General features: G+C 43.4%; 18 protein-coding genes. 4 read left to right on the top strand and 14 right to left on the bottom strand.

Annotated elements, in window-relative coordinates; translation table 11 throughout:
• Positions 1-18 precede the first annotated feature (18 nt).
• A complete protein-coding gene (locus E4K71_RS02520) occupies positions 19-4,044 on the top strand; it encodes a filamentous hemagglutinin N-terminal domain-containing protein (protein ID WP_135076102.1) in 4,026 nt (1,341 codons plus the stop codon).
• Between the two features lie 199 nt (positions 4,045-4,243).
• Here the strand turns inward: E4K71_RS02520 and E4K71_RS02515 are convergent, their stop codons facing one another.
• From E4K71_RS02515 to E4K71_RS02500, 4 genes are all read right to left on the bottom strand, one after another.
• Positions 4,244-5,185 (bottom strand): IS110 family transposase, encoded by a 942-nt coding sequence (locus tag E4K71_RS02515; RefSeq protein ID WP_135076099.1) that lies wholly within the window; start codon positions 5,183-5,185, stop codon positions 4,244-4,246.
• Positions 5,186-5,430: 245 nt separating this feature from the next.
• The gene (locus E4K71_RS02510) at positions 5,431-6,429 is read right to left on the bottom strand and encodes a glycosyltransferase (RefSeq protein ID WP_135076096.1); all 999 of its coding nucleotides are present in this window, start codon (positions 6,427-6,429) and stop codon (positions 5,431-5,433) included.
• Between the two features lie 127 nt (positions 6,430-6,556).
• The gene (locus E4K71_RS02505; protein ID WP_135076093.1) at positions 6,557-7,843 is read right to left on the bottom strand and encodes a radical SAM protein; all 1,287 of its coding nucleotides are present in this window, start codon (positions 7,841-7,843) and stop codon (positions 6,557-6,559) included.
• A gap of 27 nt (positions 7,844-7,870) precedes the next feature.
• Positions 7,871-8,923, bottom strand: a complete 1,053-nt coding sequence (locus E4K71_RS02500) for a glycosyltransferase family 2 protein (protein ID WP_135076090.1) — start codon at positions 8,921-8,923, stop codon at positions 7,871-7,873.
• A 237-nt stretch (positions 8,924-9,160) separates the two neighbouring features.
• Here E4K71_RS02500 and E4K71_RS02495 point away from each other — a divergent pair, with 237 nt between their 5' ends.
• From E4K71_RS02495 to E4K71_RS02485, 3 genes are read left to right on the top strand one after another with little or no spacing between them, the layout of a single operon-like run.
• The gene (locus tag E4K71_RS02495) at positions 9,161-10,351 is read left to right on the top strand and encodes a radical SAM protein (RefSeq protein ID WP_167730221.1); all 1,191 of its coding nucleotides are present in this window, start codon (positions 9,161-9,163) and stop codon (positions 10,349-10,351) included.
• 31 nt (positions 10,352-10,382) lie between these two features.
• On the top strand, positions 10,383-11,645 hold the full coding sequence (locus tag E4K71_RS02490) for a radical SAM protein (RefSeq protein WP_135076085.1): 1,263 nt from the start codon (positions 10,383-10,385) through the stop codon (positions 11,643-11,645).
• 57 nt (positions 11,646-11,702) lie between these two features.
• Positions 11,703-12,875 carry an FkbM family methyltransferase gene (locus E4K71_RS02485; RefSeq protein ID WP_135076082.1) on the top strand — a complete coding sequence of 391 codons (1,173 nt, stop codon included), beginning with the start codon at positions 11,703-11,705 and terminating at the stop codon, positions 12,873-12,875.
• A 26-nt stretch (positions 12,876-12,901) separates the two neighbouring features.
• Here the strand turns inward: E4K71_RS02485 and E4K71_RS02480 are convergent, their stop codons facing one another.
• The 10 genes from E4K71_RS02480 to E4K71_RS02435 all read right to left on the bottom strand — a co-directional run bounded on the left by E4K71_RS02480 (position 12,902) and on the right by E4K71_RS02435 (position 25,553).
• Complete coding sequence (locus E4K71_RS02480) at positions 12,902-14,416, bottom strand: radical SAM protein (protein ID WP_135076079.1); 1,515 nt, start codon at positions 14,414-14,416, stop codon at positions 12,902-12,904.
• A complete protein-coding gene (locus E4K71_RS02475; RefSeq protein ID WP_135076076.1) occupies positions 14,341-15,423 on the bottom strand; it encodes an SDR family oxidoreductase in 1,083 nt (360 codons plus the stop codon). Before E4K71_RS02475 ends, E4K71_RS02480 begins: the two co-directional genes overlap by 76 nt.
• Entirely contained in the window at positions 15,420-16,496 is a 1,077-nt protein-coding gene (locus E4K71_RS02470) for a glycosyltransferase family A protein (RefSeq protein WP_135076073.1), read from the bottom strand. The genes E4K71_RS02475 and E4K71_RS02470 overlap by 4 nt, the downstream gene beginning before the upstream one ends.
• A 35-nt stretch (positions 16,497-16,531) precedes the next feature.
• Positions 16,532-17,698 carry an iron-containing alcohol dehydrogenase gene (locus E4K71_RS02465; protein ID WP_135076070.1) on the bottom strand — a complete coding sequence of 389 codons (1,167 nt, stop codon included), beginning with the start codon at positions 17,696-17,698 and terminating at the stop codon, positions 16,532-16,534.
• A 26-nt stretch (positions 17,699-17,724) separates the two neighbouring features.
• The gene (locus E4K71_RS02460; RefSeq protein WP_135076067.1) at positions 17,725-18,273 is read right to left on the bottom strand and encodes a TIGR04076 family protein; all 549 of its coding nucleotides are present in this window, start codon (positions 18,271-18,273) and stop codon (positions 17,725-17,727) included.
• On the bottom strand, positions 18,270-19,388 hold the full coding sequence (locus tag E4K71_RS02455; RefSeq protein WP_135076064.1) for a radical SAM protein: 1,119 nt from the start codon (positions 19,386-19,388) through the stop codon (positions 18,270-18,272). Before E4K71_RS02455 ends, E4K71_RS02460 begins: the two co-directional genes overlap by 4 nt.
• Positions 19,389-19,417: 29 nt before the next feature.
• Positions 19,418-20,938, bottom strand: coding sequence for a radical SAM protein (locus tag E4K71_RS02450; RefSeq protein ID WP_167730218.1), 1,521 nt, complete (start codon positions 20,936-20,938; stop codon positions 19,418-19,420).
• A 250-nt stretch (positions 20,939-21,188) separates the two neighbouring features.
• On the bottom strand, positions 21,189-22,331 hold the full coding sequence (locus E4K71_RS02445; RefSeq protein WP_135076058.1) for a class I SAM-dependent methyltransferase: 1,143 nt from the start codon (positions 22,329-22,331) through the stop codon (positions 21,189-21,191).
• 5 nt (positions 22,332-22,336) lie between these two features.
• A complete protein-coding gene (locus E4K71_RS02440; protein ID WP_167730216.1) occupies positions 22,337-23,716 on the bottom strand; it encodes an NAD(P)-dependent oxidoreductase in 1,380 nt (459 codons plus the stop codon).
• A gap of 7 nt (positions 23,717-23,723) precedes the next feature.
• Positions 23,724-25,553, bottom strand: coding sequence for a thiamine pyrophosphate-binding protein (locus E4K71_RS02435; RefSeq protein WP_135081952.1), 1,830 nt, complete (start codon positions 25,551-25,553; stop codon positions 23,724-23,726).
• Between the last annotated feature and the right edge of the window lies 1 nt (position 25,554).

The following is a 25,554-nucleotide window of genomic DNA, read 5'->3' as shown; positions in this document are numbered from 1 at the left end:
GAGAGGGAGGATCATCCAATGAATAATGCTTATGGTTTAGTCTGGAAAGCAGCCTCCCAAATGTGGGTGCCCGTACCGGAAAATACTCGGGTTAAAGGCGGGGCTGTCGTTGTAGCGAGTGCAGCGGTTATGCTGTTGTGTGCCGATATGGCTGTGGCGGCACCTGATGTTAATCAACTTCCCACAGGGGGGAATGTGGTTGGGGGACAGGCGACAATTCAGTCTTCCGGCAACACAATGAACATCAACCAGACGACAGGGCGTGCTGCAATTGATTGGAACACCTTCAATGTCGGTTCTAATGCAAGGGTTAACTTTAACCAGCCATCCGCAAGCAGCGTGACCTTGAACCGCGTGTTAGACAGCAACCCTAGCCAGATTTTCGGTCAGATCACAGCAACAGGTCAGGTCTTTCTGACAAATCCAAACGGTGTTTATTTTTCCCCAAAGGCCAGTGTGGATGTCGGAGCGCTAGTCGCCACAACACACAGCATGAATACAGATGACTTCATGAACGGTGCAACCACTTTTTCAAGGGATGGTGCGACAGGTTCTGTCATTAACGAAGGCAATCTGTCTACCACTGGAATTGCTGGCTACATTGCGCTTTTGGCATCTGAAGTTCGAAATGAAGGCGTCATCATTGCTAAAGCGGGCACGGTTGCACTTGCTTCAGGCGAAGCAATTACACTTGATCTTGGCACAGATGGCAGCCTTACGGGTATCACTGCCACACCAAGCCAGATTGAAACATTGGTGGAAAATAGACAAGCGGTTCTCGCCCCCGATGGCCTTATTATTCTGTCCGCCCATGCAGCCAATAGTCTCCAAGGTGGGGCGATTAAGAACAGTGGTTCGTTGGAAGCAACCAGCCTGACAAGTAAAGGCGGTAAAATTGTTCTGGGTGGTGATCATATCACTTTGGCAAGCAACAGTACTATTGATGCATCCGGTGCCTTAGGTGGCGGCGAAATCTATGTCGGTGGGGAATGGCAAGGCAGTGGTGATATGACACAAGCCACCACAGTTACCATGGAAACAGAAGCGGCTATAAAAGCCAATGCAACAGATAACGGCGATGGCGGTACAGTTGTCTTATGGTCTGATGTAAGTAATGTAACCTCTGTCACCGCGGCACATGGCATACTTGAAGCCAAAGGTGGTGTGAGCGGTGGTGATGGCGGTCGTATCGAAACATCTGGTGCCAAGCTGGATGTGGCAGGTATTTCTGTAAATGCGAGTGCGACACGAGGGACAAACGGTCAATGGCTGCTTGATCCGAACAATATCACCATTAACAATGGCGGCACGACAACGGCTGGATCATCAAGCCTGCCAGGCTATGTCGCTCAGACAGACAGCAGCGTGATTGATCGTGACGATATTTTAACCCAGCTGAATAACGGAACGGATGTGACCGTCCAAACTGGTTCTGGCGGTACTGAAGACGGTAACATTACCGTTGACACCAGCATTCAGGTAACGTCAACGACAGGCAATGCCAACCTGACACTTAAGGCCCACAATAACATTACAGTGAATGACGGAAATACCATTGCAACAAACGGCGGAAACATTACGCTTTGGTCAGATACAGATGGGAATGGCGGTTATATCTATATTCTTGACAATGTCACGTTAGATAGCCGAACCATTAGTGACCGCAATGCCTCCAATACCAGTACCGCATCTGGCGGCGGGACCATCACCCTTGGCGGTGGCACGGCAGGCACGAGTACGCCAACCGGATTTGCCTTGCAATCTAATGGTGCTGACGCAGCCGTTGCAGGTATTACACTTGGGACAACCGACGGCAGCTATCCCGATGATACCGGTAGCGATAGCGCCGTTCATGATACAAATATTACATTCTATTCAGGCGGTGGAGATATCAGCCTGAATGGTAAAGCGACAGATAGCTCAAGCTCACGTATTTTCGGTGTATACGCGCAAGATGGTATTGCATTTGATGCAGGGGCCGCCGGTAACATCTCCGTGACAGGGGAAGCGACTGGTAAAACAGATACCCGGGGAGTTCTGATCGGTTCTCGTACGATTTCAAATGTGAGTACGCATCTTCGTACCGGAAGTGGTAACATTAACATCTCAGGTACAGCCAGTGGGGCAAGCGGTTTTAACCATGGTGTCTCGTTAAACGGTCATAGTACCAACTGGGGAACTTTGGAAGCCACAAATGGCGGTAATATTACTGTGACCGGTTCTGGTAGCGGCACCAGTCCCCTAGATTTCAGGATTTATATTTATAACATTTTGGCCAATACCGGAACGATCACTGTCAATGGAACGCAAAGTGGTGCGGACGGTTTTGTTCAATACAGTAACTTCGGCAGCGGTACATTAAGCGGTGCAGGTAATGACGGTTTGACAAATAACCCTGGGGTAATTGACGTAAACGTTGGGGCTTCCAGTAGTAATATTATCTTTAATGAAGATAATCTAACTAACAACAACTGGACAGGACGTGTCAGAACCAGTGGTGAACTGACTCTGGCACCATACAATACCAGTTTCACCAACGCGATTACATGGAACGACACACTGTTGAACGTCAATTCAACGGGTGGTGCGACGCTTTCTGGCCTAACCATTGGCAAATCAGGTAATACAGCAAATATTACCATGACCAAAAGCGAAACGGTTAGCGGCGATATCGCCCTTTATGGTGGCGACCTCACCATTAATAACCCTATGACCGCTACCAACAGCACAATCACGCTGGATGGTTCCGGTACGGTTTCAGATGGGGCAAGTGGTTATCTGATTGCGGACAAGCTTGCCTTATTAGATGGGGCCGTCACCTTTGATCATGCTTCAAATGACGTGAACACCATTGCCGGCAGTGGTCTTGATTCCGTTGCCTTCACAGACGCAGATGATGTGGAAATCGGTACTGTCGATTCAACAAATGGTATGAGCGCATCAGGCACCACAACGATTGAAACCAAAACTGGCAACTTGACTGTTTCACAAAATGTATCCGGTTCTACGACTGTATTGAATGCTGGTAAGGATACGGCAGCAGGGACGTCAACAGGTGGCAACATTATTGTTTCCGGTAGTCCGACTATTTCGGCAACAACAGGCAATGCTATTCTGTATACCGGAAGTGTTTCCGGAAGCTCCGGTCTAACCAGTCTGATTGGCTCTGGCAGCGGGAACTTCCGCTATAATTCTGACGAAGTCGCAACCAATTTCACCAAGGCGATTGGTGCAACGGGCACTTATGCGGTTTATCGTGAACAACCAACAGCAACCATCCGACCCAGTGATGAGACAATCATTTATGGTAATAGCCCGTCTTTGGCGGTGGACTTAGGGGGCGTAAACGGGGATACAGCGGCACAAGCCCTGAGCACACAGCCAACAGTGACGGTTGGCAGTTCCCTAGACAGCAACGGCAATTACGCTGAGGGGACGCATAGCATGACAGCAGCAGGGGCCGCTGATCAATTTGGTTATACTCTGGCCTATGGTACAGGTACGTTGACGGTTAGCGCGCAGCCCGTTGTCACACCACCGACTGTTACGCCTTCAACACCAGCAACAAATACCAATACTTCACAAACAAACACTGGTTTGGCAAACACGTCTCCTCAAAGCGCCATGAATATCGAAGTCCTCGCAACGCCGGGAGCGCAAACAACAGTAAACGCGGGCGAAGGTGCTGAAAGTGCAGCCCAAACAGTTGGAACAGGCGGCATTACAATTTCGCTGGAACAGGCACGCGATAATGTGGAAACCAATCAGGCTGGTATTGTAACGGTAACGCTGCCAAAGAATACAGCCGCTAAAGGCACAGGCTTTAGCTTTGCCCTGCCTGAAAAAGTCGTAAAAAACGTAAATCATGAAACTGCAACTGTTTTACGCGCAGATGGCGGTGCTTTACCTGCTTGGCTAAAATACGATCCCGCAAGCCGCAAATTCGAAGCCACATCCGTTCCCAACCAAGGCCTCCCTCTTGAAGTGATCGTGAAATCCGGTGATACAGAATTCCTCGTGGTGATTTCAGAAAGAACGAAGTGATGAAAACCTGAATCACCCGAGCAATCTGGCAATTGTCGCCTTTGGGCTATGAAGAGAAGTGAGCGACTTTATTCCTCCTGTAAATCTCATTTTAACAGAAGATGCTCTCCAGTTTTAGGGAACGGGTCCACCTGCTGATAGATCAGTATAAATTATTCCACCACACTATAGGACTAAACACCTAGGGTCAGCAAAAGTATTAATCAGTTTGCCACTCTGATTTCTGAAGCACCATGGCGTTTGCAATTGTTGCCAGCTTTCGAGCTGCTGCAATAACGCAAACTTTATGCGGTTTTCCAGCAGACTTAAGGCGTGCAAAGAAGGTTTTTATCTTCGGGTTATGCCATGAAGCGACTAATGCAGCTTGATAAAGAACGTCACGAACCTGTTTTCGCCCGCCAGACATAAAACGCTTTCCTTTATATTTCCCGCTATCTCGTGCGATAGGAGCGATACCACATAAACAGGCAATTTGTTTATCTGAGGCCGTTCCAAGTTCGGGAAGGAAGGCCAGAAAACTTGCACTGAGGACAGGGCCAACGCCGGGGATCGATTGCAAAATACGATCCTTTTCTTCAAGGTCATGATTCTCATGAATGAGCGTTGTGATCATAGCGTTTAAATTGGAAATCTGGTTATTTAGAAACTGGATATGAGCCTTGTCCAATTCTTCAAGGTCTTCTTCCTGCTGTTGTCGAGATTGGCATTTTAATGCAGCCCTTACTTTAATGAGTTGATGACGTTTTGCCATTAACCTATTGAGCCTCAATACATTATCAGATGGAAGGGAACGGCCTGAATTTGGGTTTTCCTGTATAAAACGGCAAATGATTTTGGCATCAATGCGATCTGTTTTTGCAATTTGAGCTTTGGAACGGGCAAAAGATCTTACTTGAGCGGGAGGGACTTGACGAACATGAAAACCCGCTTTGTGAAGAACTTTCCAGAAGGCCACTTCATAGCCTCCCGTGGCTTCCATGGCAATGAGCGTATTGGATTTGATTTCCTCAAGGCCATCAATAAGCTCTTGCAATCCGATTGCTGTGTTGGGGATGGATAAAATTTTGGAGGAATGACTAAAAGCAACGAGGCATTCATATTTCCCAACATCAATGCCGACAAAATAATTGAAATGTGCCATACTTCTTTCTCCTTCTTGTGCTCCGGGATCAAGGTCCCAATCAACTGTTCGAGATATGAAGAAGGTGGAGTTACCTTGCTGACTAACGAGGTCTAAGCCTCAAGGCTCTAACGGCAAACTCCACCCATAGTAGCCCTTGGCCAAGGGCTACTATGGGCATAAGTCTAACAAATTTTAAATACACAAGGTTCTAAAAAACTCATCAGTGATATATCCTGATATTAAGCAATATAAATCACAAATGGTTAGTTCGTCTCCAGGCCAAGTTTCTTTCGGATCCTATAATTACGGCGTCTACTCCATTCAATAATAACGGAAAAGAATTTACATATAGGGGCAGGAACCCTGCGAAAGAAATAAATGAAGAATTGGGTCGATTTTGGGGTCAAGGTACGAATACCTTCTTTATATTTCTCTAGCTGTTCCTCAGAAATATAATTATCACCATAAAATCCCAAGAGACGTCGCCAATGCAACCAGCCAACCAGATGGGTATGTTTTAAAATCAATGTTTCCTTACTTTGTTGAGAATAAACATCAGGTAAATTGTTAATCAGCTCTGGCCAATGCTTAAAAATCAGGTCAAAGGCAGTAAAGCGAAGTCCCAATTTAATCGGACCAGGATATTTAAGCGTAAATACACTGGCAGAAGGCAACCATTTTGCTTTAAAATCTGGTTTGCTCAGGTAATGATAGATAAAACCGGGAACAACAAACAGCGAGCCATTTGCAACCCCGTAAGGACCATTGTCAGCCATATCCCGGCTGATGATATTAGTTGTATTACAACTAATAGACCAACCTATTTCTGACAGAAACTCATTATGGTCTGTATAGGTTTTTTCAGGGAGGTCTTTAATTCTGTTCACAAGATTAATATGCAGGCTGTCATATTTCTCCGGTGCATTCTCCAGACACTCTAAAACTTGAGTAATTGTCGCATCCGGAAGTTCGTAGCTATCTGCACAAATCCAAATATATTCTGTATCAGGGAGTTTGATTACATATTCGTGATTGGTATCCGTATCAACCATAGTATCAAGTTTGGTTGAGAATATATTTTCATACTCCCCCTGCCATTTTGCAATTACCTCACTTGCATGGTCGCCTGACGGATTATCTGAAATAAAAATAGCAATATTATGCTTTTTGAAACTTTCGATATGAGTTTCAAAATAAAAGTCTAAATGATTGGCCCGGTTATAGGTCGGTATGGCGATTGAAAGAAGTGGATTGTAAGACATTATATTACCAATTTATTTTAAAGTCCGCTGTATCATCCATAATGATTTGATTATAAAGGAGATAATCAAATCATTATAATAGATTATCCCCTAAGAAAAGCCTCTGGTTAAATCACTATATCTTGTTTTAAGGGCGTTCATATTTTTGATAAGATAAGATTTTTTCTGTTTGAATGCCCGGTGTAATTTCCGGGTCGCCATAGGTACGTCCATTGCAGCTATTACATGCCTCGATATAAGGTTTCTCTCTTAAGAACCAACGTAAATGTTGTTTCAGTTGATCAAGGTCATGCCCCCCTTCATGGGCACCACGAATATTCACATAGTCATCTGGAGCTTCTGGTATGGCTTGTAAACGTTCCACATTTGCAGAAAAAGGACACCTGAACATGCGTCCATCGGTCAAAGTTGTAAAATGTTTGGCACAACAATGTCGGAAAATCTCGATATTTTCCTCTTCACTACGCTCATGCCCTCCAATGTCAGCACAATCTGTCCATCCATAAGCCGCTTGAATATTATGCTGGATGTTCAATCTTTCCAGTGTAGCAGCCAATTTTTCTCCATTTCGCGAAAGGGCACCGTAAGTGGTGATAAAGATAAAAGTTTTATTATTGGCAATTTCTAAAAGCTGTTCATCTTTTGGACAAATCGTCCCATTTGTATAAACGACAACTTTATTGACTTGAGGGTAACTAGCAGCCTGTTTAATCACCTCATAAGCCTGCTTGTTCATAAATGGTTCACCACCAATGATACGAATTTCATTGATTTCATCAGCAACATGACACAGATCTTGCAGGTCTTTGAGCAGTTCATTGGCATCCATATTAACGGGCCGATCATAATACTGCATAAGATTGGAACAATCTTTACATTTAAGAGAACATTTTTCAGTGACGATTAAATCAACACTGCGGATATAGAGCTTAGTAGGATCAAGATATTTTTTTTGAGAATTGACCATATTGGAGATGACGAATTTAGCGAAATCATCGGTAAACTCACCACCGACGTGATTTAAGGCCAGCTCTCCCTCCAGATAGTCTTCAAAGTTTTCATCTTTCTTCTCTTCAAGAAAACCTGAGATTGGCACCCAGTTATAAAAACCAAGACCTTCTATTTGATGAATAATATCAGAGATATAGGTTGAGGCTATCAAGATAACCGTATCACGTGTCGTCTCATTGAGGCAGGAGGCGTGTTTCACTTCAACGCCAGATAATGTTGTGTCACATTTATTGGCATTATTATCCAGATAAGCACTGACGCTCAGCCCCTGCTTTTTAAGTATCTCACCAACTACTTTTCCGGCGATATCAGCACCGAAGATCATGATGGAAGATTGATGTGTTGCAATATAATCTTTGAACCCCTCTAAATCATGGGGGGGGCGTGTAAGTGATTGTTTCATTTTTCCAAAGCCGATCTTTTTACTATTTCAGTGTAATTTTAATATGCGTAAAATACCAATGATAAATACACCTGGCGTAAAACCATGTCGCAAACACCACCCCAAGAGACGACTTTCACCGACCTGAGGCATATAATCGGCTCTTTGTTGGCGTACTTGTTCTGAGGATACCCAATATTGAATGCGGCTATAAAACTGCCAAGAGGGTGTTTTTATAAATTCCCGACACAAGCGCAAAATAGAAATAACCACCATACTGATATAAAGGTGATGAAGCTGTTGGCGAGATAGTTTTTCTTGTTGAGGGTCTATCTCTTGGGCGAAGTCGCGAAGGCTGCTTAAGGCCCTTTCCATCTTAAGAGCAGGTTGGTCTTCCTGCCCCATTTTTGTACTGAGAGAGGTACTTTGTTCAGCAATGTGATGATAATATGTTGGCTGGAATTGATAGCCAACCTGATGGCAACAGCTAAGGATATGAAAATTGAAATGCACATCCTCCATTTGCGTCAAACTTTCATCGAAACGTAAACTATGCTGTTGAATCAATTCATTACGATAAAGCTTTCCCCAACAATGGACAAAAGCCGTATAAACATACGGAAGCCGCGTATAATTATGGATATAACTTAGAAGATTTTCCTGAGTAAAAATCGTGTCTTCGGTTATTTTCCCATCCTTTAAATGCTGCCCTTGCATTCCTCGGTCTTGGATATGTGGTGCGGAAACAAAATCTAAATGATGTTTCTTTGCAAATCTAACAAGGGTTTCAATCGCATCTTGAGGAAGATGATCATCCGCATCCATGAAAAAAACAAATTCACCTTTAGCTTGAGAAAGTGCTAAATTACGCGCGGCTCCAGGCCCTAGGTTATGAGGCAGCGATAAAAGTACGAAACGCTCGTCCTTATGGATCAAGTGCCTTGCAATCTCTAGCGTATTGTCGCTTGAGCCGTCATCGACTAACAACACCTCCAAGTTTTGGAAACTCTGTTGTTGAACACTCCGCAGGCAGATTTCAAGGGTTTGAGAAGCATTATGCATGGGAATGATAATACTAACGTATGTAATCTGATCATTCATAGCAGGGAGTTTATCACCGAAGGAAAGGATGCAAAGCCCTTTTCTAAAACAAAACCAACCAAGATCCAAAATGTAATTGATTAATCAAATCAAGTTGGAAATGATAAAAAAGTTTAACACTTGATCACAAACTCTGAGTCTCATCACAAAATGCTAAAATACGAACAAATATTCCAGAAAAATATAACTGAACTAAAATGTACGGAAACACCCATTGTCATATATGGTGCTTCTAAAATGGGGTGGTATATATGGAAAAGCCTAGAAAAGAACCAGATTGAAACAACATACTTTTGCGACCAACGTGCGAGTGATGATTTTTCACATTATCATGGTATTAAAGTTATTTCACAACCAGAACTGTTAAAAGAAGAATGGGCTAAAGATGCCAAAATTCTTGTAGCTATCTTTAATTCAACGTCGCGCGAAACGGTTTCTCAAAACCTAAAGAAGCAAGGCTTTAATGTGATTGAGCATGATCCTTATAGCTACATACATCATTATTTTACCAACATTATAAATAGAAATGTTTCATCGCTGGAGTTCGCACAAACAATTGAAAAATTACGCGAATATTATGACTGTCAAGGCTATCAATACGGAGAGGTGAAAGAAAACCTGTTTGTCTCTCCCTACACTACTGGAAATATTACAACAAAATGCAATCTAAAATGCATGGACTGTTCTCAATATATCCCCTTGTACGAGTCTCCCCAGAATTACACTCCAAATCAAATTTACGATGACATTGCAGCCTTCTGCGAGTGTTTTGATCTTGTCCCAGAAATCAGCCTTCAGGGGGGGGAATCTCTCCTAAACCAAGATATTGGGGAAATTTGCCTAAAACTATCGCAAATTCCAAATCTTGTATTTATCAACGTTTATACAAATGGCACTTTATTACCTTCCCCTGAAAACTGGGAAAAACTAAAAAAAGCGGGTGCTGATTTTCATCAAAGTGACTATCAGTCTCTTTCAAAGAAACAGGAGGCCATTTTTAATCTCGCTGCACAAAATGATTTATATTGTGATATCAATTTTGTTTTTGACGATACGAAATGGCACCGAACTGAAATCAAAGATTTCAAACGCTCTCTTGAACAAGACGATCAAGTCTACAAAAAATGCATATCGACAAAAATCTGTGCACACATCCTTGAAGGGGACCTCTACCGTTGCTCACTTGCAGCACATGGCGGAAAACAAAATTTAGTCCCCCTACAAAAAGACACAGATTTTGTCCCCTTGAGGCTTAAAGATGGAAGCCCCAATATTGAAGGGGTTCGAGAGTACCTAAAAAAAGATACAGCTCTTGGAGTATGCAAATATTGTGACCCAGATGAGTTTGTGGTCGTTCCCCCAGCCATACAACTTTCAGGAAAGAATAAACGTATTATTGAAGAAACAGGCCAAAAACCCCTAGCATAAAAATAGACAGCTCCAATAAAGGTTAAAAAAGATGACTTTGATGTCTCAAAGAAAGCAATATCACAATGATATAGAGTCTTTTATTCAAGACGTTCAGCAAAAAGATGGGAAAGTTCTTATATTCGGAGCGAGCAGAGGAGGATGGTATCTTCGACAAGTCCTGAAATCTCTAAATCTTCCTCTGACTGCCTTTATTGACAATAATAAAGTAAAACAAAGCCAAGGTTATTATGGCATTCCAGTCATCTCTATGGAACAGGCCGAAAATGACTATAAAAACTCAACCATTCTCCTTGGTACCTTAAACCCACAAACAACAACAGAAGTAGAATCAACTTTTAATCGCAGAGGCTTTCAGAATGTCCATGCACTCGCCCCTGCCTTTTTATTGTATTACTTCTCTCAGGTTGCTCATAGAGCATGCGATTTTGATAAATTCAGTGAGACACTTGCTACATATTTCAACTCAGATAAAAGCGACTATAACCTCTCACCAACGCTGTCTTATGTACTGACACAAAAATGTACGCTAGAATGTAATGGTTGTGGAGCTTTTGTTCCTGATTACAAAGACCCACAATCAATTGAGATGGAACGAATAGTTCAAGATATTAGAAATTACTGTGAAGCATTTGATGTTGTTCATCATATTGCCCTTCAAGGAGGGGAGCCATTCTTATATCCAAAACTAAATCAGCTTATAGAAGAAGTCTCAAAAATCCCTAACTTGTTGTTTATTGATTTCGTTACCAACGGAACTATTGTCCCTCCTCAAAACAAAATTGATCAAATTTCTCTTCACGGGTGTACTGTCTTAATCTCAGACTATGGTGAACCATCTAATAAAATCAATGAGATCTCTACAGAGTTAGAGAAAAATAACATTTATTTTGATTACTATAAGTACGACAACACATCGTGGAATAAACTCACACCTATTTATGAACGTAAACGCCCTCAGCATGTAAATGATGAGCTTTATAGAGAATGTATTAGTGGCACCTTGTTATGTGTTCAGATAATGAATGGAAAAGCTCATCGTTGCTCTTTTTCTAATCATGCAGAATACCTTGGATTGATACCTAGTTTTCAAAGTGATTACATAGACTTAACCGCAGATATCCCTCAAAAAGAAAGAACCCGGCAGATATTGGATTTTGCAACACGCACGACTGCACTACAAGCATGCGATTACTGCCCCTCAGTTGAATGTGAACCAATCAAAGCTGGCGTCCAACTACCCAAAAACCCATTACGAAGACGTAAAAAGTCTCAAATTATCATAGGGAAATAGGTGTTAACTTAGCTCTCTCCAAACACCACTTATTCTGTACACATCCACGGGTTCCACATGACAAATCAACACGGCTCCTTTGACTTGCAAAAAACTTTAACAGAATCAGGCAATGTGAAACCGTTCATCCTGAAAGAGAAGTTACAGAACGCATATCTAACCTTATATGGTGCCGGTGAAAGCAGTCATTGGTTTGTAGAAATCGTCATGAAAATTCATGGCTTTTACCCTGATATTGTTTTGGATCGTCGCTACACTATCCCTGGAGTTTACGAAGGAGTAAAAGCATTTTCACCAGATCATCATGATCCTAGCCCTGAAGAAAAAAAAGGCATTGTCGTCGTCTGCGTAGGAAGTCTGTCCGCTTTCAAAGAAATCAGGTCTTTTCTTTTAACCAAAGGCTATGAAAATATTGTTTCTTTATTTGAAATTTATGAAGTTCACAACCCCTTCATGCTGCCTGAAAGCTGGCGACACGATCCACTTGTTTTTTTCAACAGCGAGCAAGAAAATATCAAACAAGCTTACGACCTTCTGGAAGATCAAACCAGTCAACTTATTTTTGAAACTGTCTTGCAAACACATATATGGAAATCCCCACAAGAAATCCCTCGACGCCCAAGAAATGAACAATATTTTCCAACAGACATCCCTTTGACAAAAGGCTACAGCCGTTTTGTCTGTTGCGGTGCTTATGATGGGGATGTAATTCGTAGCCTGGTACAAGAAAAAGGCAAAGTGGATGAAGTCGTATGCTTTGAAGCCGACCCCAAAATATTCACTCGGCTCACAACTTATCTTCAACAGTTCCAAAACCAGATTGCGACACATATTACCGCCCTACCTTGCGCCATCTATGATGATCATAAAGTCCGCAATTTCACAGAAGCAACAGGGCTTGGTTCCCGCTTATCCCCAAATGGCCCTCTACATGTCCAATGCCTATCCCTAGATGAAACGCTGCCGAACTTAAAACCAACGATGGTCACAATGGATATTGAAGGGGCAGAACTCCATGCACTCAAAGGCGCTGAGAACATCATCAAAAAACACCAGCCCGACCTTGCTATATGTGTCTACCATTCAATCGAACATCTGTGGAGCCTGGCTCTTTACCTACATAGCCTGGACCTCGGTTATCGTTTTTATTTAAGAAACTACACGTCTTTTACCATTGAAACAGTTCTTTATGCCGTTTGCGATAAGACAGAAATTCCAAAAGAAGAATGATGGTTGCGGTGCTGCCTAAACAATTGCTAATCTTCCACGACTATAATACGTTCTACAGGAAGAGGACTATGGCACCTTACTTCTTCTAAAATGGCTTGTTGATGCAATGCGTGACAAGTAATCAAGATTTTATCACAAGATAAGCCAGCCAGATCCTGATAAGGCATAACCGTATCGCCCTCAATAACTTTGCCCTGTAAGGTCGGGTCGCGATCAATAATGGCGACGACCTCTCCTCCTAAAGCCTTTACTTGACGCTGTAGAGCCAAGCTTTGCACTGAACAAGGCACAATGGCGACTTTTTCTTCTGTCAACCGTACCGCCTCCCCAATATCAGACATCTTGATCAACTGACAGGACAGTTCGGTTTTCTTTTCAGTTTTGCTCTCTGGTTTTACAGTAGCAAGGCGGCTATGAACCATATCCAGCAAACGTTTTCCAGCTTTTGTCACCTGCGATAGGTGGTTCTCTTCAAAATGCCCCGCTTTTATGCCGTATTGCTCTAACATCAAATAAAGCTTCACATAGGCATCCACTTGTTTGGTGTAGTCATACCCACCAAAGCCATCATCCCCCCCGGACAAAAATTTAAGAGGCTCAAAATCAAACGTAAGCCAGACTTTATCTGGTTTCACAGACAACATCGCAAAAACAAAGCCAGAAATATCGTCATCACTGCAGTTATCTTGAGTGAAAATATATTTTACAGATAGATTACCCAAACCCTTCCGGCTCGCCTCTGCATATTTATGCAAATTATCCATCACATCAAAAAAACGATCTCGCTCTTTCGTGGCCAAATAGGTTGATGGGGTCCCACAATCCAGTGACACACAAACCCAGCTGATACTACCATCTCTTAAGCCCTCATAGGCTTTCTGAGAGAAACGAACCGCATTTGTATAAAGAAAGGTGCGGATTTTATTGTGTTTGAAAAAAGATAAACATTCATCGAAATTAGGCAGCAGCGTCGGCTCTCCCCCACCAAAATCAACCGCCGCATCCCAGACCACATCCGTTGGTTTAAATAGATTTAAAATCTCCAGCGACTCATAAGGTGCCTTTTTGAAATTATCCTTGATCGTATAATCACAATAATTACACCGGATATTGCATGAACTTGTTGCGGAATAATCAATATGGCCCAAGCGGGAGAAATCTACCTCGCCAAATGTTTTTTCGACAACCATCTGGCACCCTTTACAAGGTGTTTCAGCCGTTTCATCATTTAGAAGATCAAAAATCCAACGCCGTTTTTCTTCCAGCATCTCTTTTGTAATCGTTATCTCAGCAGCTTCAGTCCCACTCCAATAAACAGGAGATTGAAACGGTCCTAAAGCACAGGCTGCAATCCCTTCTTGCCCAAAACGTAAACCACTTTCAAGCTTACGGCAGGATAAAACTACATCCTTTGAGCCATATTGTTTTGAGTTTCTACTCATATTCCACCTTCCTTTTACAAGGATCAACAACTGACAAAATGTGCTTTCTGGATGGCTTGTTCCATCTCTAGACCACAATAATCCTGTGCCGTAAACCAACGCCCATTTGTAAAGTCAGTCATGACAGCCCCTAAAAGCGCCCCAGGTAATACATTTTCAACCTCATGGGGCGCCTCTGCCCCTCCCATATCGGTCTTAAGCCACCCTGGGTCCAGTGAAGAAATACGCACATCAGATCCCTTCAATTGAGGCAGAATATCATGTGCATATTTATCCAATGCAGCTTTGCTACAGGCATAAGCCATTTCATTCAGGCTGTTTTGAATTGAACTGCTCACATTGATGATGCGACCGAAGCCCCGTTTCAACATTTGGGGGATAAGATGATTTGAAATGAGAATAGGAGCGACTGTATTGACTGCAAACGTTTCTTGAAAAGTCTGAGCTGTCATCTGCCATGGGTCTTCTTCCGGTTTTAGAGAGACCCCAGCACAATTATATAATACATCAATCGCGGGCCCTTCTTTTTCTAACGTTTCAAGCAAGGATAAAAGCGCTTGTGTATCACCAAGGTCACCAGCAAGAGACACTGTCTCTACACCAATATCATGACAAAAGCTAACAACCTTAGTGTTATGTTCCGTACTTCGACTATGGACAACAATATTCATGCCCTGTAGGGCCAACGCACAAGCAACCTGGTACCCAATCCCCCGAGAGGCCCCTGTTATAAAGGCCCACTTTCCTTTCAGGTCTAGTCTATCTATTTGTCCTTGTGAAACCAAACCAAGCGGCTTAACCCCATCAATCGCATAATACTGACGACTGTACACCATGACAAAAGGATCATGGATCCCCAGCGCCTGTAATTGGAGAGCAACATCTTCATAACGACGAGCAGTGATAATCACTTTAACCGGGTTTTGTTCAACCTGCAGCTGTTGCGGAGGGTAACAGGGGACACCCCAAAAAGATTCTCCCCATTTTGTCGGATCATTGTCACAAAAAAAATCAGGAGCCTTCCCTAAAACAGCGAAGACCTGATTGTAACTTTCAGCAAAACGTTCCCCAATGCCAAAGACACAAATCTTTTCTGTTTTACTCATATATAAACACTACCTGGCGGCGGCGCGTAAGAAACCGTACGGGTCAGGAAGTTATCGGTATTAACAAGCTCCTCTAGGATCACAGCCTTTTCTTCAGCGACACTCCCCCAATAGCTTGTCAATTTTTGGAAAATCGGGTCTTCCTCTAAGTCTCCAGCTAAGGCAGCCGCAAGATGATAATATCTCTTGGCATTTTTCTCGTCATTTTTTCGAATCGCACGAACCGAATAACGTAACGCAAGCAATCCCCATTTCTCAACGGCTTCCGGCAAACGATCAACGACCTTATCCATACCATGCAGCTTTGCCAGTTCGACAAACTGATGAGATAAAACATAAGGACCAATCACTTCCATTAAATTGTCAGCCGCACTCAAAGAATCATTTTTTCCATGTATCCGATGCTGCAAAAGCGGTTCTGCAATATAAGCCATCGGGTATTCCATACACATATTGAAGTCCAGAACACGGCAGCCATACCAACGTGAAATCAATGCACGTTTGATATATTTGCGTTCGGTGCGATGGCGATTATACATAACCTGTGCCACACTTGGATTGACAGCTGCGACCATATAAACAGCCGCCTGTTCTTCGCCGGGAATAATACAGCTTTTATCGTAAAAAGGTGCTTCCGTTGTTTGCGTTCCATGCTCATCAATCACCGTGCGGTGGACCATGACAAAACCCAACTCATGATTTTCTTCCATCACACGTACACATTTTTCAATATATGTCGGTCCCATGATGTCATCAGAACTCATGAAAATCATATATTTACCGCGCGTATTCCCAAAACAACTGTTGAAATTCGCATCTGTCCCGTAGTTATGACGGTTACGATTAATCGTAATTAGTTCAGGATGACGCTCTTGAAAATCCAGTGCGACCTGCCAAGATTCATCGGTTGAGGCATTATCAGAGAAAATAATCTCAACATTCTCATAAGTTTGTTGATAGATACTTTCTAAACATGCCCCTAAAAAACGCCCATAATTAAAATTGCAAACCATGACAGTAACCAAAGGTTTGTCTGCATGGGATAAATGAGGTGTCGGTCGTTGTGTCATCATAAATTCTATTAATATCTTAATCTTAAAAGCCGAAATCACACAGCTTGTTTTAACAAAGTAACAATATCATCCGGTGCCAAGCGTATATAATTCCCAATAGTACCACTTCCCATATAACGAACTGCTTTCTTGGCGATTGCATCAAAATGAATGTCTTGTTTAATCCCTAATTCAGACAATGTTGTAGCCATCCCTAAATCCAGTAGAAAAGCCCTATAGGCTTCTACAGTTCGCATCGCACAAGAGGCTTGTGGGAAATCAAGGCCGAAAATTCTTTCTCCCAATTGGATAAAACGCTCAGGACGTTCTTTTGCTGCCCGTTCCATCCATTGCAGGAAAATCACATTGACCAGAGCCCCATGAGACACATCATAAAAGGCTCCCACTTCATGGGCAATTTTATGACACCCCCAATCCTGCTGACGACCAAAATTGATAATTTGGTCTTGTGCCATTTTGCAGGCCCACATGATTTCGCCACGAATTTGCACATTTTCAGGATCGGATAGAACCAGACGCCCATATTTCATCAAGGTCATCATAAGACCTTCACACATTCGATCCGTACAATCCACATAATCTGTCGGTGAAAAATATCTCTCCAGCAAATGGCTAATCGCATCCACAATGCCACAACTGGTCTGAGACGGGGAGAGAGAAAGCGTATGTGTCGGATTAAGAATAACAAATGTTGGACTTAAAAGCGGCGTATCACACACGGCCTTTTCCTGGCGTTGATAGTCCGTCACCACACTGCCATAACTGGCCTCACTTCCTGAACCAGGCACCGTCACGACAAAACCCATTTTCAAGGCTGTCTCGGGCTTCGCCTCCTGCAGAAATAAATCAAAAAAGTCGCCATCATATCCAACCCCAACACTGATGGCTTTAGCAGAATCCATGACACTGCCGCCACCAACAGCTAAAATAAAGTCGATATCATGTTCACGGCATAATTGAATGCCTTCATAAATAAGACGGGAGTCCGTATTGGGCAACACGCCGCCAAGTTCATAGAACTCGACACCTGATGCCTTTAAAGAGTGAACGACTTTGTCATAAATACCGTGTCTTTTTATGCTGTTACGTCCGTAATGCAACAACACTTTATCTGTATGTTTTTTTACCTCTTGACCTATGAGCTGATCTGTCTCCAAGCCAAAATGATATGCTGTTGCTTGGCAGTAAGATGCATCCCGCATAGCCTATTTCCTTTGTTTGAACCGTCTTATTTTTTGATTTTGCTGTCTTCAGCATCAAGAGAGAAATACATATTTTCCAACCAATCCGTACAACGAATTTTATCCTGATTTATACATTTTGGGATTTCAATATCCATAAACGGAAACATGTTATGTACACCAGACGGACAGGCATGTGTTTCTTTCATACAGGTTGGAAACACAAAACGATCACCGACTTTATGGTCATAATCACAGACACCATTGACCTTGACCACTTCAGCATGAATCACATCACGCCAATCATCGGGTACCCCTTCTTCAAATTTGCCATCGTTTGCGCGCACCCGGACCAAAACATCCACGCCTTTTTCAGCCGGACAGCAAACGTGGCAGTCACCTTGTTCGTTATAGGTATATTTGGCGCCAAATAAAGCACCGAGGAAATAAGGGTAAAGGGTATGCCACATGATCGGACAAACCCCACTGTTAAAAATCTCATTGTGGGAATATGTCTTCCCTGTTTCCTTATTCGATTTATGCCAGGGACATTCGGTTTCACCAGCCAATTGATGAATCTTGTATTCTTTGCTCATATGATAAAACCTTTCCAAGGGCTGTCTGCATTAAGAAACTTATACAAAATCTCATTCAAACGAGCATGGTTACACACTTTACATTCATCACCACAAGGGGGGACCGTATTGATATATTCCTCTAATTCCTGGCGTTTTTTCCCTTTCCAGATTTCCTCAAAGCTCTGCTCATAAATATTCCCACAGCTAAATTCCTTACCGCGCCCCCATAGACGCCAACAGGGGTAAACCTCCCCATCAGAACAAATGGTTGTGTACAGTTTTGGCCCCTGACAAAAATGAGGAACAAAACCTTCTGGTGTTTGACCTGCATGATTAATATCATCATTAATAAAGGGGAAAACAAATTTGACGACAAAATCGTCCGTATTCAAACTCAGGACTTTCTCTTTTGTCTCTGCAATTTCTTCCGCCGTAAAATGGGTAGAAGCATAAGGGCGCACCCCGGCTGGCGAGTATTCGCTATAGGTTGCTTCTTGGATCACAATGTAATCCAAGCCCATCTCCTTATAAAATTTCACAATGTCATAAGCATCGTGGAAGTTATCTTCATCCAGATAAACCGTCGCCCACAAAGCAACGCCCAATTTTTCCCTTTTTCGCAACTCAATGGCATAGGTCATATTTTCATGCAGCTTGTCCCAATGGTTGTCTGGACACACATGTAACTTGGTATAGCGTTCTTTGTTGTGGTCAATCACAGAAAACTTGATATAGAAAATGTCTTTAAGGACCCTGTCCTGCATCTGCGGGGTAAAAAGAACACCATTACTATTGATCCCAACCGTTAATCCGTATTTTGCTGCCTCTTCAATCGCTTCGGTTGCTTTGCGGTGTGCCAACGGCTCCCCCGTCCCCTGAAACAGCACCGTCTGTACGCCAGTATCAGCCAGTTGTTTAAACAGGTTTAAAAAAGCATCATCTTTCAGTTTGGACTCTTCACCGCCTCGACCATAGGCATAGCAATAGAGGCACTCCTGATTGCATTTGTTCATCGGGTCAATTTCCACCAAAATCGGCGGCGTATATTGTCCATGCTTTAACGCATAGAGACTATCGACTTGGTAAAGTGTCCGTAAGTCATAATAGCCATCCATATGATCTTTAAAACTCATGTATTCTACCTTTCAAACGTAGGTTTCTCCTACAGGGATACAGATGCGGGCACATTAAATTCGGCAGCATATTCCTGCCAAAATTCAGATCCTTGCATAATCTGGTTATACTGTTTTTTATAAACGACGGATTGTTCCTCATCACCAAGTTTTTCAAAACATTGCGCCGCATAATAATAGGCAAAAGCGTGATCGTCTTTAACTCTAATCGTATTCTTAAAGTCCATTAACGCCCGACCATAATTGCCGCGTTTCATTTCACCGTTATGCACAAAGTTCAGCTCAATATTCATTGTATAAGCCATACGCTGTACATATTCAGACGTGAAATCTTCGGTTTCGATCACTGCATTTTTGAAATCACCATCAATGAAGCCATCTTCAATATAGCCATTTTCAATACAGTTTTCATACATCTCACTCCCAACAAGGGGCACTGCCGTATAAACGCGGAACCAAGTCGCATGTAAGGTTTTCAGAAAATCACGTGCATCTTGCATGTCTTTTTTTGTCTCACCGGGCAGACCGATAATGATATTTACGTCCGTATCAATCCCCAAATCATGACAGTCATCCACCACCCGATTAATGATGGGCAATTTCAAGGGCTTTTTCATCACTTCTTTCAAAACCCGCCCACTTCCGGACTCCACTGCTAAAATCAGAATTTTGACATTCACGGCCTTCAGCGCTTCCAACATTGGACGATCCAGCGCATAAAGTGTCAAAGAATTGGGGAAAAAAGCTGACAGCCCTAATTCCTTCAATAAGGCTAGCACTTCATGGGCACGATCAGTATCAGCCATAAAATGGTCATCTTGGAAAATAATAAGTTCCGTCCCGTATTTTTCCTTCAACAGTGTAAAATCTTGCCTCATACGTTCCAAACTATAGAAACGCATCTTACGCCCATGTAATGAATGAGCAGAACAGAACACACAACGAAACGGACACCCCCGAGAGGTCATATAGGTTACATTTTGTTTTGAACTATCCGCTCCGGGATAGGCCGAAATGGTTGGGTTTAAACGATAGTCTGCTAAATCAATAACATCGTAATCATAGGTCGGTATTTCATCCAGCTCTTCAATGAAATCAAAGGTAAAAGATTGCTTTTCAGCAACTTTTTCAGGCGTGATCCAACAACTATTACCATTAATCGCAACCTGTTTGTCTTCTGCCTTGATCAATTCGACCAAAGGACGTTCACCTTCACCATGTAAGAGAGCATCAAAACAATCTGTATGACTGAAAATTTCACGATACATATTGGTAGGCACAGCCCCGCCTCCCAAAATAATTGCATTAGGAAATAAAGCACGGCACGACTTTACAATCATGATCATATTTTCATATGTTGTCGTAAATAATGCTGAAATCCCGATTATTGTTGGTGCAAAATCTGTTATTTCAGGACTTGCCAGATATTGATCAAAAAAAGTTTCAAAATCAGGATAATCAAATGTCTCTGCCCGGTTCAAAACAGTACAAAAATCCACACATTTGACTTCTGCATCCGTATAGACCTTGACATACGCACTCAAAGCCATGACCCCCAAAGGCATATCAGTCAACAAACTACCGTACTTCCCATCCTTTTTTTGTAAGGCTCGAACGTTATTGCTCGGATATTTAAATTTCTCGTAGCTGATAGAAGGGGGAACAAGAAATAAAATTTTATCCATCATTTTTACTCACAAATATCAATACATATAAAAAGTTATCGCATATTTTAAAATTATTCAATTCTATAAATATACCCGTATACACAATTCAAAACAAATGCCCAGCCCTTCGTGATTACTCAACCCGCTCCAGCCCATGTTCCCGTAAAATTGCCACTTCAATTTCACGGGAATAATCACGGCGAAGGAGGCTTGCGACTTCATCAGAATAACTTGCTGCCATGACAATCACCGCTTTGACAGGATGTTCTCTTAGACGGTCAGGAGGCACAATCGGCACGTGGGTAGCGGGTGTATATTTATTCTGTTTAAAGGGTGCTGAATCCACGACATATGCAATATGCTCTTGTAGTTTCAAGAGACTGATATTGGCTAATGCCTGATGACCAGCCCCCCACAAAGCAACCTCATCGGATGCGTAAGGCTCCAAGAAATCAGAGATATTTTTTTTAATATTGGCTTCAATCTTTTTGAGGTGAGACAAATCGCTTGGTTGACGTTTTTTGACCACTGCAGACAGGCAATAGTCATGCCAAACCTCAGAACAGTCCAACAGCTCAAACCCATTACGTGTTAACAGGTCCGACAAAGTCTCTTTCGTGAAATAAAATAAATGGTCATTGATAAATTCGGAGAATAATCCCGCGCGGATAATCATATCAAAATTCGGAACTTCAACCAACCCCACGGCACCGGGGTACAGATTATGGGCAATAGCGCGCAATGTCTCGTTGGGATTGGGCAGGTGCTCAAGATAGTTCAACATGAAGAAAGCATCATACGGCCCATCAGAAAGTGTTTGGTCAGCCTTTTCCAAAAAATCATGACGCATATGATAAGGTTTGCTTTGAGATGCCTGAACGACCTCTAGCCCCCCTTCAATACCATGCGCCTGAACCCCTTGTTCCTGCATTAACTCTAAATATTCTCCTTTACCGCAGCCCACTTCCAGAACTTTCTTTCCCTGCAACTCATGAGTGGAAACAAAATCAGCAAACTGCTCCCGGCGAAAGCCTCGCATCTCCTCAGAAAATGCCGCAGCACGGATAACTTCTTTATAATAAGGCACTGGTGGGCAATCGAGCTGAACCAAACCACAAAGTGAGCACTGACACACAGTTAAATCCTGCCCATGATCTTGGGCTAACTGACTGTCGTCTGGAAAGTTTTGAGCCATAGCTGGCATATTTTCAAAACACAGCAGCGGCGTTTCATATAAAGGCCCACCACAGACGCGGCAGTCATGCACAAATCCCATAAGCATCATCTCCCCATATCCCGAAACATTTCCAAAGACAGCATCTTATCATCTACATAATAATCAGCGTTGGGCTTACCCAAATGGAGTTCATGATATTTCACCCCCCATTTTTCCATTTGTTTTTCTGTGGTTTCTCGCCAGTCAATCGCGGTCACATAGCCTCGTGCCGTTAACAAAATAATTTCATGCCCAGCATCATACAGGCGATTAAGCGCCGCAATATTATGGGTAATGGGTTCACAAAGTCGGTAATCATTCCCCGGCGTGATCGTGGCAATCACCCCATCAATGTCCATGACAAAGCGTTTCTTTTCAACCCGGACAGGTGCAACCGTATGTTTTTGCCCATAAGCCTGATACCAGCGGGCTGTTTTTTCGATCCCCTGCCCCAAACCAGTCCAATTATCTACGGAAAGTGCCTCTTTTGCCTTATCGACATTGGGGACATAACAATTTAAATCCGGCTTTTTCACAGCCTGTTTGGCAATACTCACCGTCTGATTGCCTGCAAGGCTTTCAGCGACCTGTTCTGCCAATTCTTTAATTGAAACAGGTTGATCACTCCCCACATTATAAGGCGTATTTGTCTCTCCATTGATGAGGATTTCCAGAAGCCAACTGATCAAATCCCCCGCATACATATACGAACGAACCGGGGTGCCATCACCGGCAATGTGGATCCCCTCTCCCTCAAGCCCATCGCGGATAAAATTACCAATGGCAAAATAAGCATCCATGGGTAAATGCGGCCCGACAAAGGCAAAACAACGTGCAATTTTAACATCCAGATCAAACTGATGATGGTAAAGCGTACACATCTGTTCGGCCATGCGCTTGGCATTCGCAATCAAGGCACGTGGTTCATGAGGCGCAGGCGCAATAGGATGGTGTTCCGGGGTTTTCACCTCCCCATCTGCAAGCGGTCCATAAACCGCCCCCGAACTCACATAAAGAAACTTCTCCGCCTGAGCTGAATGAACAGCAAAATCTAAAACTCGCTGGGTACCGGTTAAAATTCCATCCATCAGTCCCATATGTTCCTTTGGATCATCAAATTTGGAATCAGTTGCCATATGTAAAACATAATCAAACCGTTCCTGAGGGAAGATTTTATGTCGGATATCACCCACATAAAAACGGATATTGGGATGATCTGCTTCCGGGAACTGAACCTTAAAGGCTTCTGCATTGCGTGTCATCACACAGAGTTTAATATCAAAACCATACTGCGCATTGGCATAAAGCACACTAGCCAAGACCCACTTGCCGAAAAAACCAGTTCCCCCCGTGATAAAAAGGGACTTGCCTGCCAGTGCCTCCCACAAGTCAGGAGAGCGTTTAACAATCGTTTCTAAATCCTCAGTTTCAATATCCAAAAACATGATTGACCTAGCTCCGCGCTTGAACTGAGGCGGGAAGTACATCCACCACCATATTGTCTTTCAATTCATCCAACGGCAAAAGCGGCGACATATCTTCCAACGGCATAGACAACATCGACCCATCCTCTTGCGGAATTGCCGCTGACTTGGGCCACAGGACTTCATCCTCAATCAAACGCACATCACAAACCAACGGCCCTTGATGGGCTAATGCCTGTTCGATCCCACGTTCCAGTTCATCGACGCACGTAATGCGCATGGTTGCCAAACCGATTGTGTCACACAAACCAACAATATCAGGAATATGCAACCCAGCCTCTTTGCCCGTTCCAACAAAACGACCATCAAAATAATTACGTTGTGTATTGCGAATAGAACCATAGCCAGCATTATTCATAATAAACATGCAGATCGGGAGTTGCTGCTGATAAAGAGTGCTGAGTTCTTGCAGGTTTAATTGCAAACTTCCATCACTTTCCACACAGACCATCGGTTTGCTGTCATTTGCCAAACAGGCCCCAATGGCCGCAGGCAAGCCATAGCCCATAGAGCCCAAACCGGAAGTCAACATCACACGCTGACCTTCCTTATTACGGAAGGCTGTATAAAAAGCTTCCACTGCCAAGCCTGAACTTCCAGTCACCACCAACGTATCTTCGGGGATTTTGTCAGACAGTACATCAGTCAAATGGAAGGAGCTGATTTCCCCTGTTGTTGGGAAAGCCGCCCCATCATTAATGGGGTAGCGTTTTTTCCATTGCTGACAGATTACCTGCCATGGCGTGAAATCGGGCAACTTTACACCGTCTTGTTGTTCAATAAGCTTTTCAAAAAAGGCTTTGGCATCACTGATATATTTTTGTGTCCGCTCGCCTCCCAGCTTCTCTAATTCCTGAGGGTCAATATCGACAATCAAGCGTTGAGCACCACGCGCAAATTTATCTGGAGCGTAAGCTGTAACAACTTGATCCAAACGTGCGCCTACAGAAATCAAAAGGTCACAGTTTTGGACCGCAAAATTAGCGCCACGCAAGGCAACAGACCCTGGCTTGCCTGCACTTAAAGGATGAGTATCAGCAATCATGTCCATAGCATTCCAAGTGGTAACCACCGGGATGCCCAAAGCTTCGTAGGCTTGACGTAGAACTTGTTCGCCCCCACTTAAACGTACACCGTGACCAATCATAAATAATGGCCGCTTCGCCGTTTTTAATAACGACAATGCCTGAGTTACCGCCTCGTCGGTTTGCTCAAAGCGGTCTTGTTCTTCCCCGTGCCAAGACTTAAGGGTATCAGGCTCAATTTGACTGGCCTGTACATCCAACGGGATATCCAGCCAAACTGGCCCTTTACGCCCTGTAGTAGCCAGATGCAATGCTTTTTCCAGATGAATGAGAATTTCAGTTGGATCATTTACTGTAACCGCATATTTGGTTACAGATTTTACGATCTCGACAATTTCAACTTCCTGCACCCCCATTTGGCGCACACCGCTGTCCCCAATACGATCCGCCCGCTTGGCCTGTCCTGAAACCACCACCATGGGCACAGATTCAATCCAGGCCCCAGTTACGGGTGTCACGATATTGGTTGTCCCTGGCCCTGTCGTGACAAGCGCGACCCCCGGCTTACCTGTAATCCGGCTATGAGCCTCAGCGGCGATACCGGCGGCCTGTTCATGATGGCAGGGAATACAAGTGACCCCTTCTGTGCGTCCAGCACCATCAACCAAATGCATGGCTCCACCGCCAGGCAACAGGAATACATGATCTCCCCCTTTGTCTGCCAGATATTGAAATACAAAATCAGCCAGGCGGATCTTCTTGTTTGTCGTCATC

It is taken from the genome of Terasakiella sp. SH-1, from assembly GCF_004564135.1.
Taxonomy (GTDB): domain Bacteria; phylum Pseudomonadota; class Alphaproteobacteria; order Rhodospirillales; family Terasakiellaceae; genus Terasakiella.
Note: the sequence above shows the minus strand (reverse complement) of the source record. Positions and strands in the feature narration are given on the sequence as shown.

What these genes read in the sequence shown, in the direction of transcription:
- E4K71_RS02455 (WP_135076064.1), bottom strand. Translation starts at nt 19,388, where the DNA reads ATGAGTTTTAAAGATCATATGGATGGCTATTATGACTTACGGACACTT.
- E4K71_RS02500 (WP_135076090.1), bottom strand. Translation starts at nt 8,923, where the DNA reads ATGAATGATCAGATTACATACGTTAGTATTATCATTCCCATGCATAAT.
- E4K71_RS02435 (WP_135081952.1), bottom strand. Translation starts at nt 25,553, where the DNA reads ATGACGACAAACAAGAAGATCCGCCTGGCTGATTTTGTATTTCAATAT.
- E4K71_RS02505 (WP_135076093.1), bottom strand. Translation starts at nt 7,843, where the DNA reads ATGAAACAATCACTTACACGCCCCCCCCATGATTTAGAGGGGTTCAAA.
- E4K71_RS02470 (WP_135076073.1), bottom strand. Translation starts at nt 16,496, where the DNA reads ATGATGACACAACGACCGACACCTCATTTATCCCATGCAGACAAACCT.
- E4K71_RS02495 (WP_167730221.1), top strand. Translation starts at nt 9,161, where the DNA reads ATGGGGTGGTATATATGGAAAAGCCTAGAAAAGAACCAGATTGAAACA.
- E4K71_RS02490 (WP_135076085.1), top strand. Translation starts at nt 10,383, where the DNA reads ATGACTTTGATGTCTCAAAGAAAGCAATATCACAATGATATAGAGTCT.
- E4K71_RS02485 (WP_135076082.1), top strand. Translation starts at nt 11,703, where the DNA reads ATGACAAATCAACACGGCTCCTTTGACTTGCAAAAAACTTTAACAGAA.
- E4K71_RS02450 (WP_167730218.1), bottom strand. Translation starts at nt 20,938, where the DNA reads ATGGCTTTGAGTGCGTATGTCAAGGTCTATACGGATGCAGAAGTCAAA.
- E4K71_RS02510 (WP_135076096.1), bottom strand. Translation starts at nt 6,429, where the DNA reads ATGTCTTACAATCCACTTCTTTCAATCGCCATACCGACCTATAACCGG.
- E4K71_RS02520 (WP_135076102.1), top strand. Translation starts at nt 19, where the DNA reads ATGAATAATGCTTATGGTTTAGTCTGGAAAGCAGCCTCCCAAATGTGG.
- E4K71_RS02460 (WP_135076067.1), bottom strand. Translation starts at nt 18,273, where the DNA reads ATGAGCAAAGAATACAAGATTCATCAATTGGCTGGTGAAACCGAATGT.
- E4K71_RS02445 (WP_135076058.1), bottom strand. Translation starts at nt 22,331, where the DNA reads ATGGGATTTGTGCATGACTGCCGCGTCTGTGGTGGGCCTTTATATGAA.
- E4K71_RS02465 (WP_135076070.1), bottom strand. Translation starts at nt 17,698, where the DNA reads ATGCGGGATGCATCTTACTGCCAAGCAACAGCATATCATTTTGGCTTG.
- E4K71_RS02515 (WP_135076099.1), bottom strand. Translation starts at nt 5,185, where the DNA reads ATGGCACATTTCAATTATTTTGTCGGCATTGATGTTGGGAAATATGAA.
- E4K71_RS02475 (WP_135076076.1), bottom strand. Translation starts at nt 15,423, where the DNA reads ATGAGTAAAACAGAAAAGATTTGTGTCTTTGGCATTGGGGAACGTTTT.
- E4K71_RS02440 (WP_167730216.1), bottom strand. Translation starts at nt 23,716, where the DNA reads ATGTTTTTGGATATTGAAACTGAGGATTTAGAAACGATTGTTAAACGC.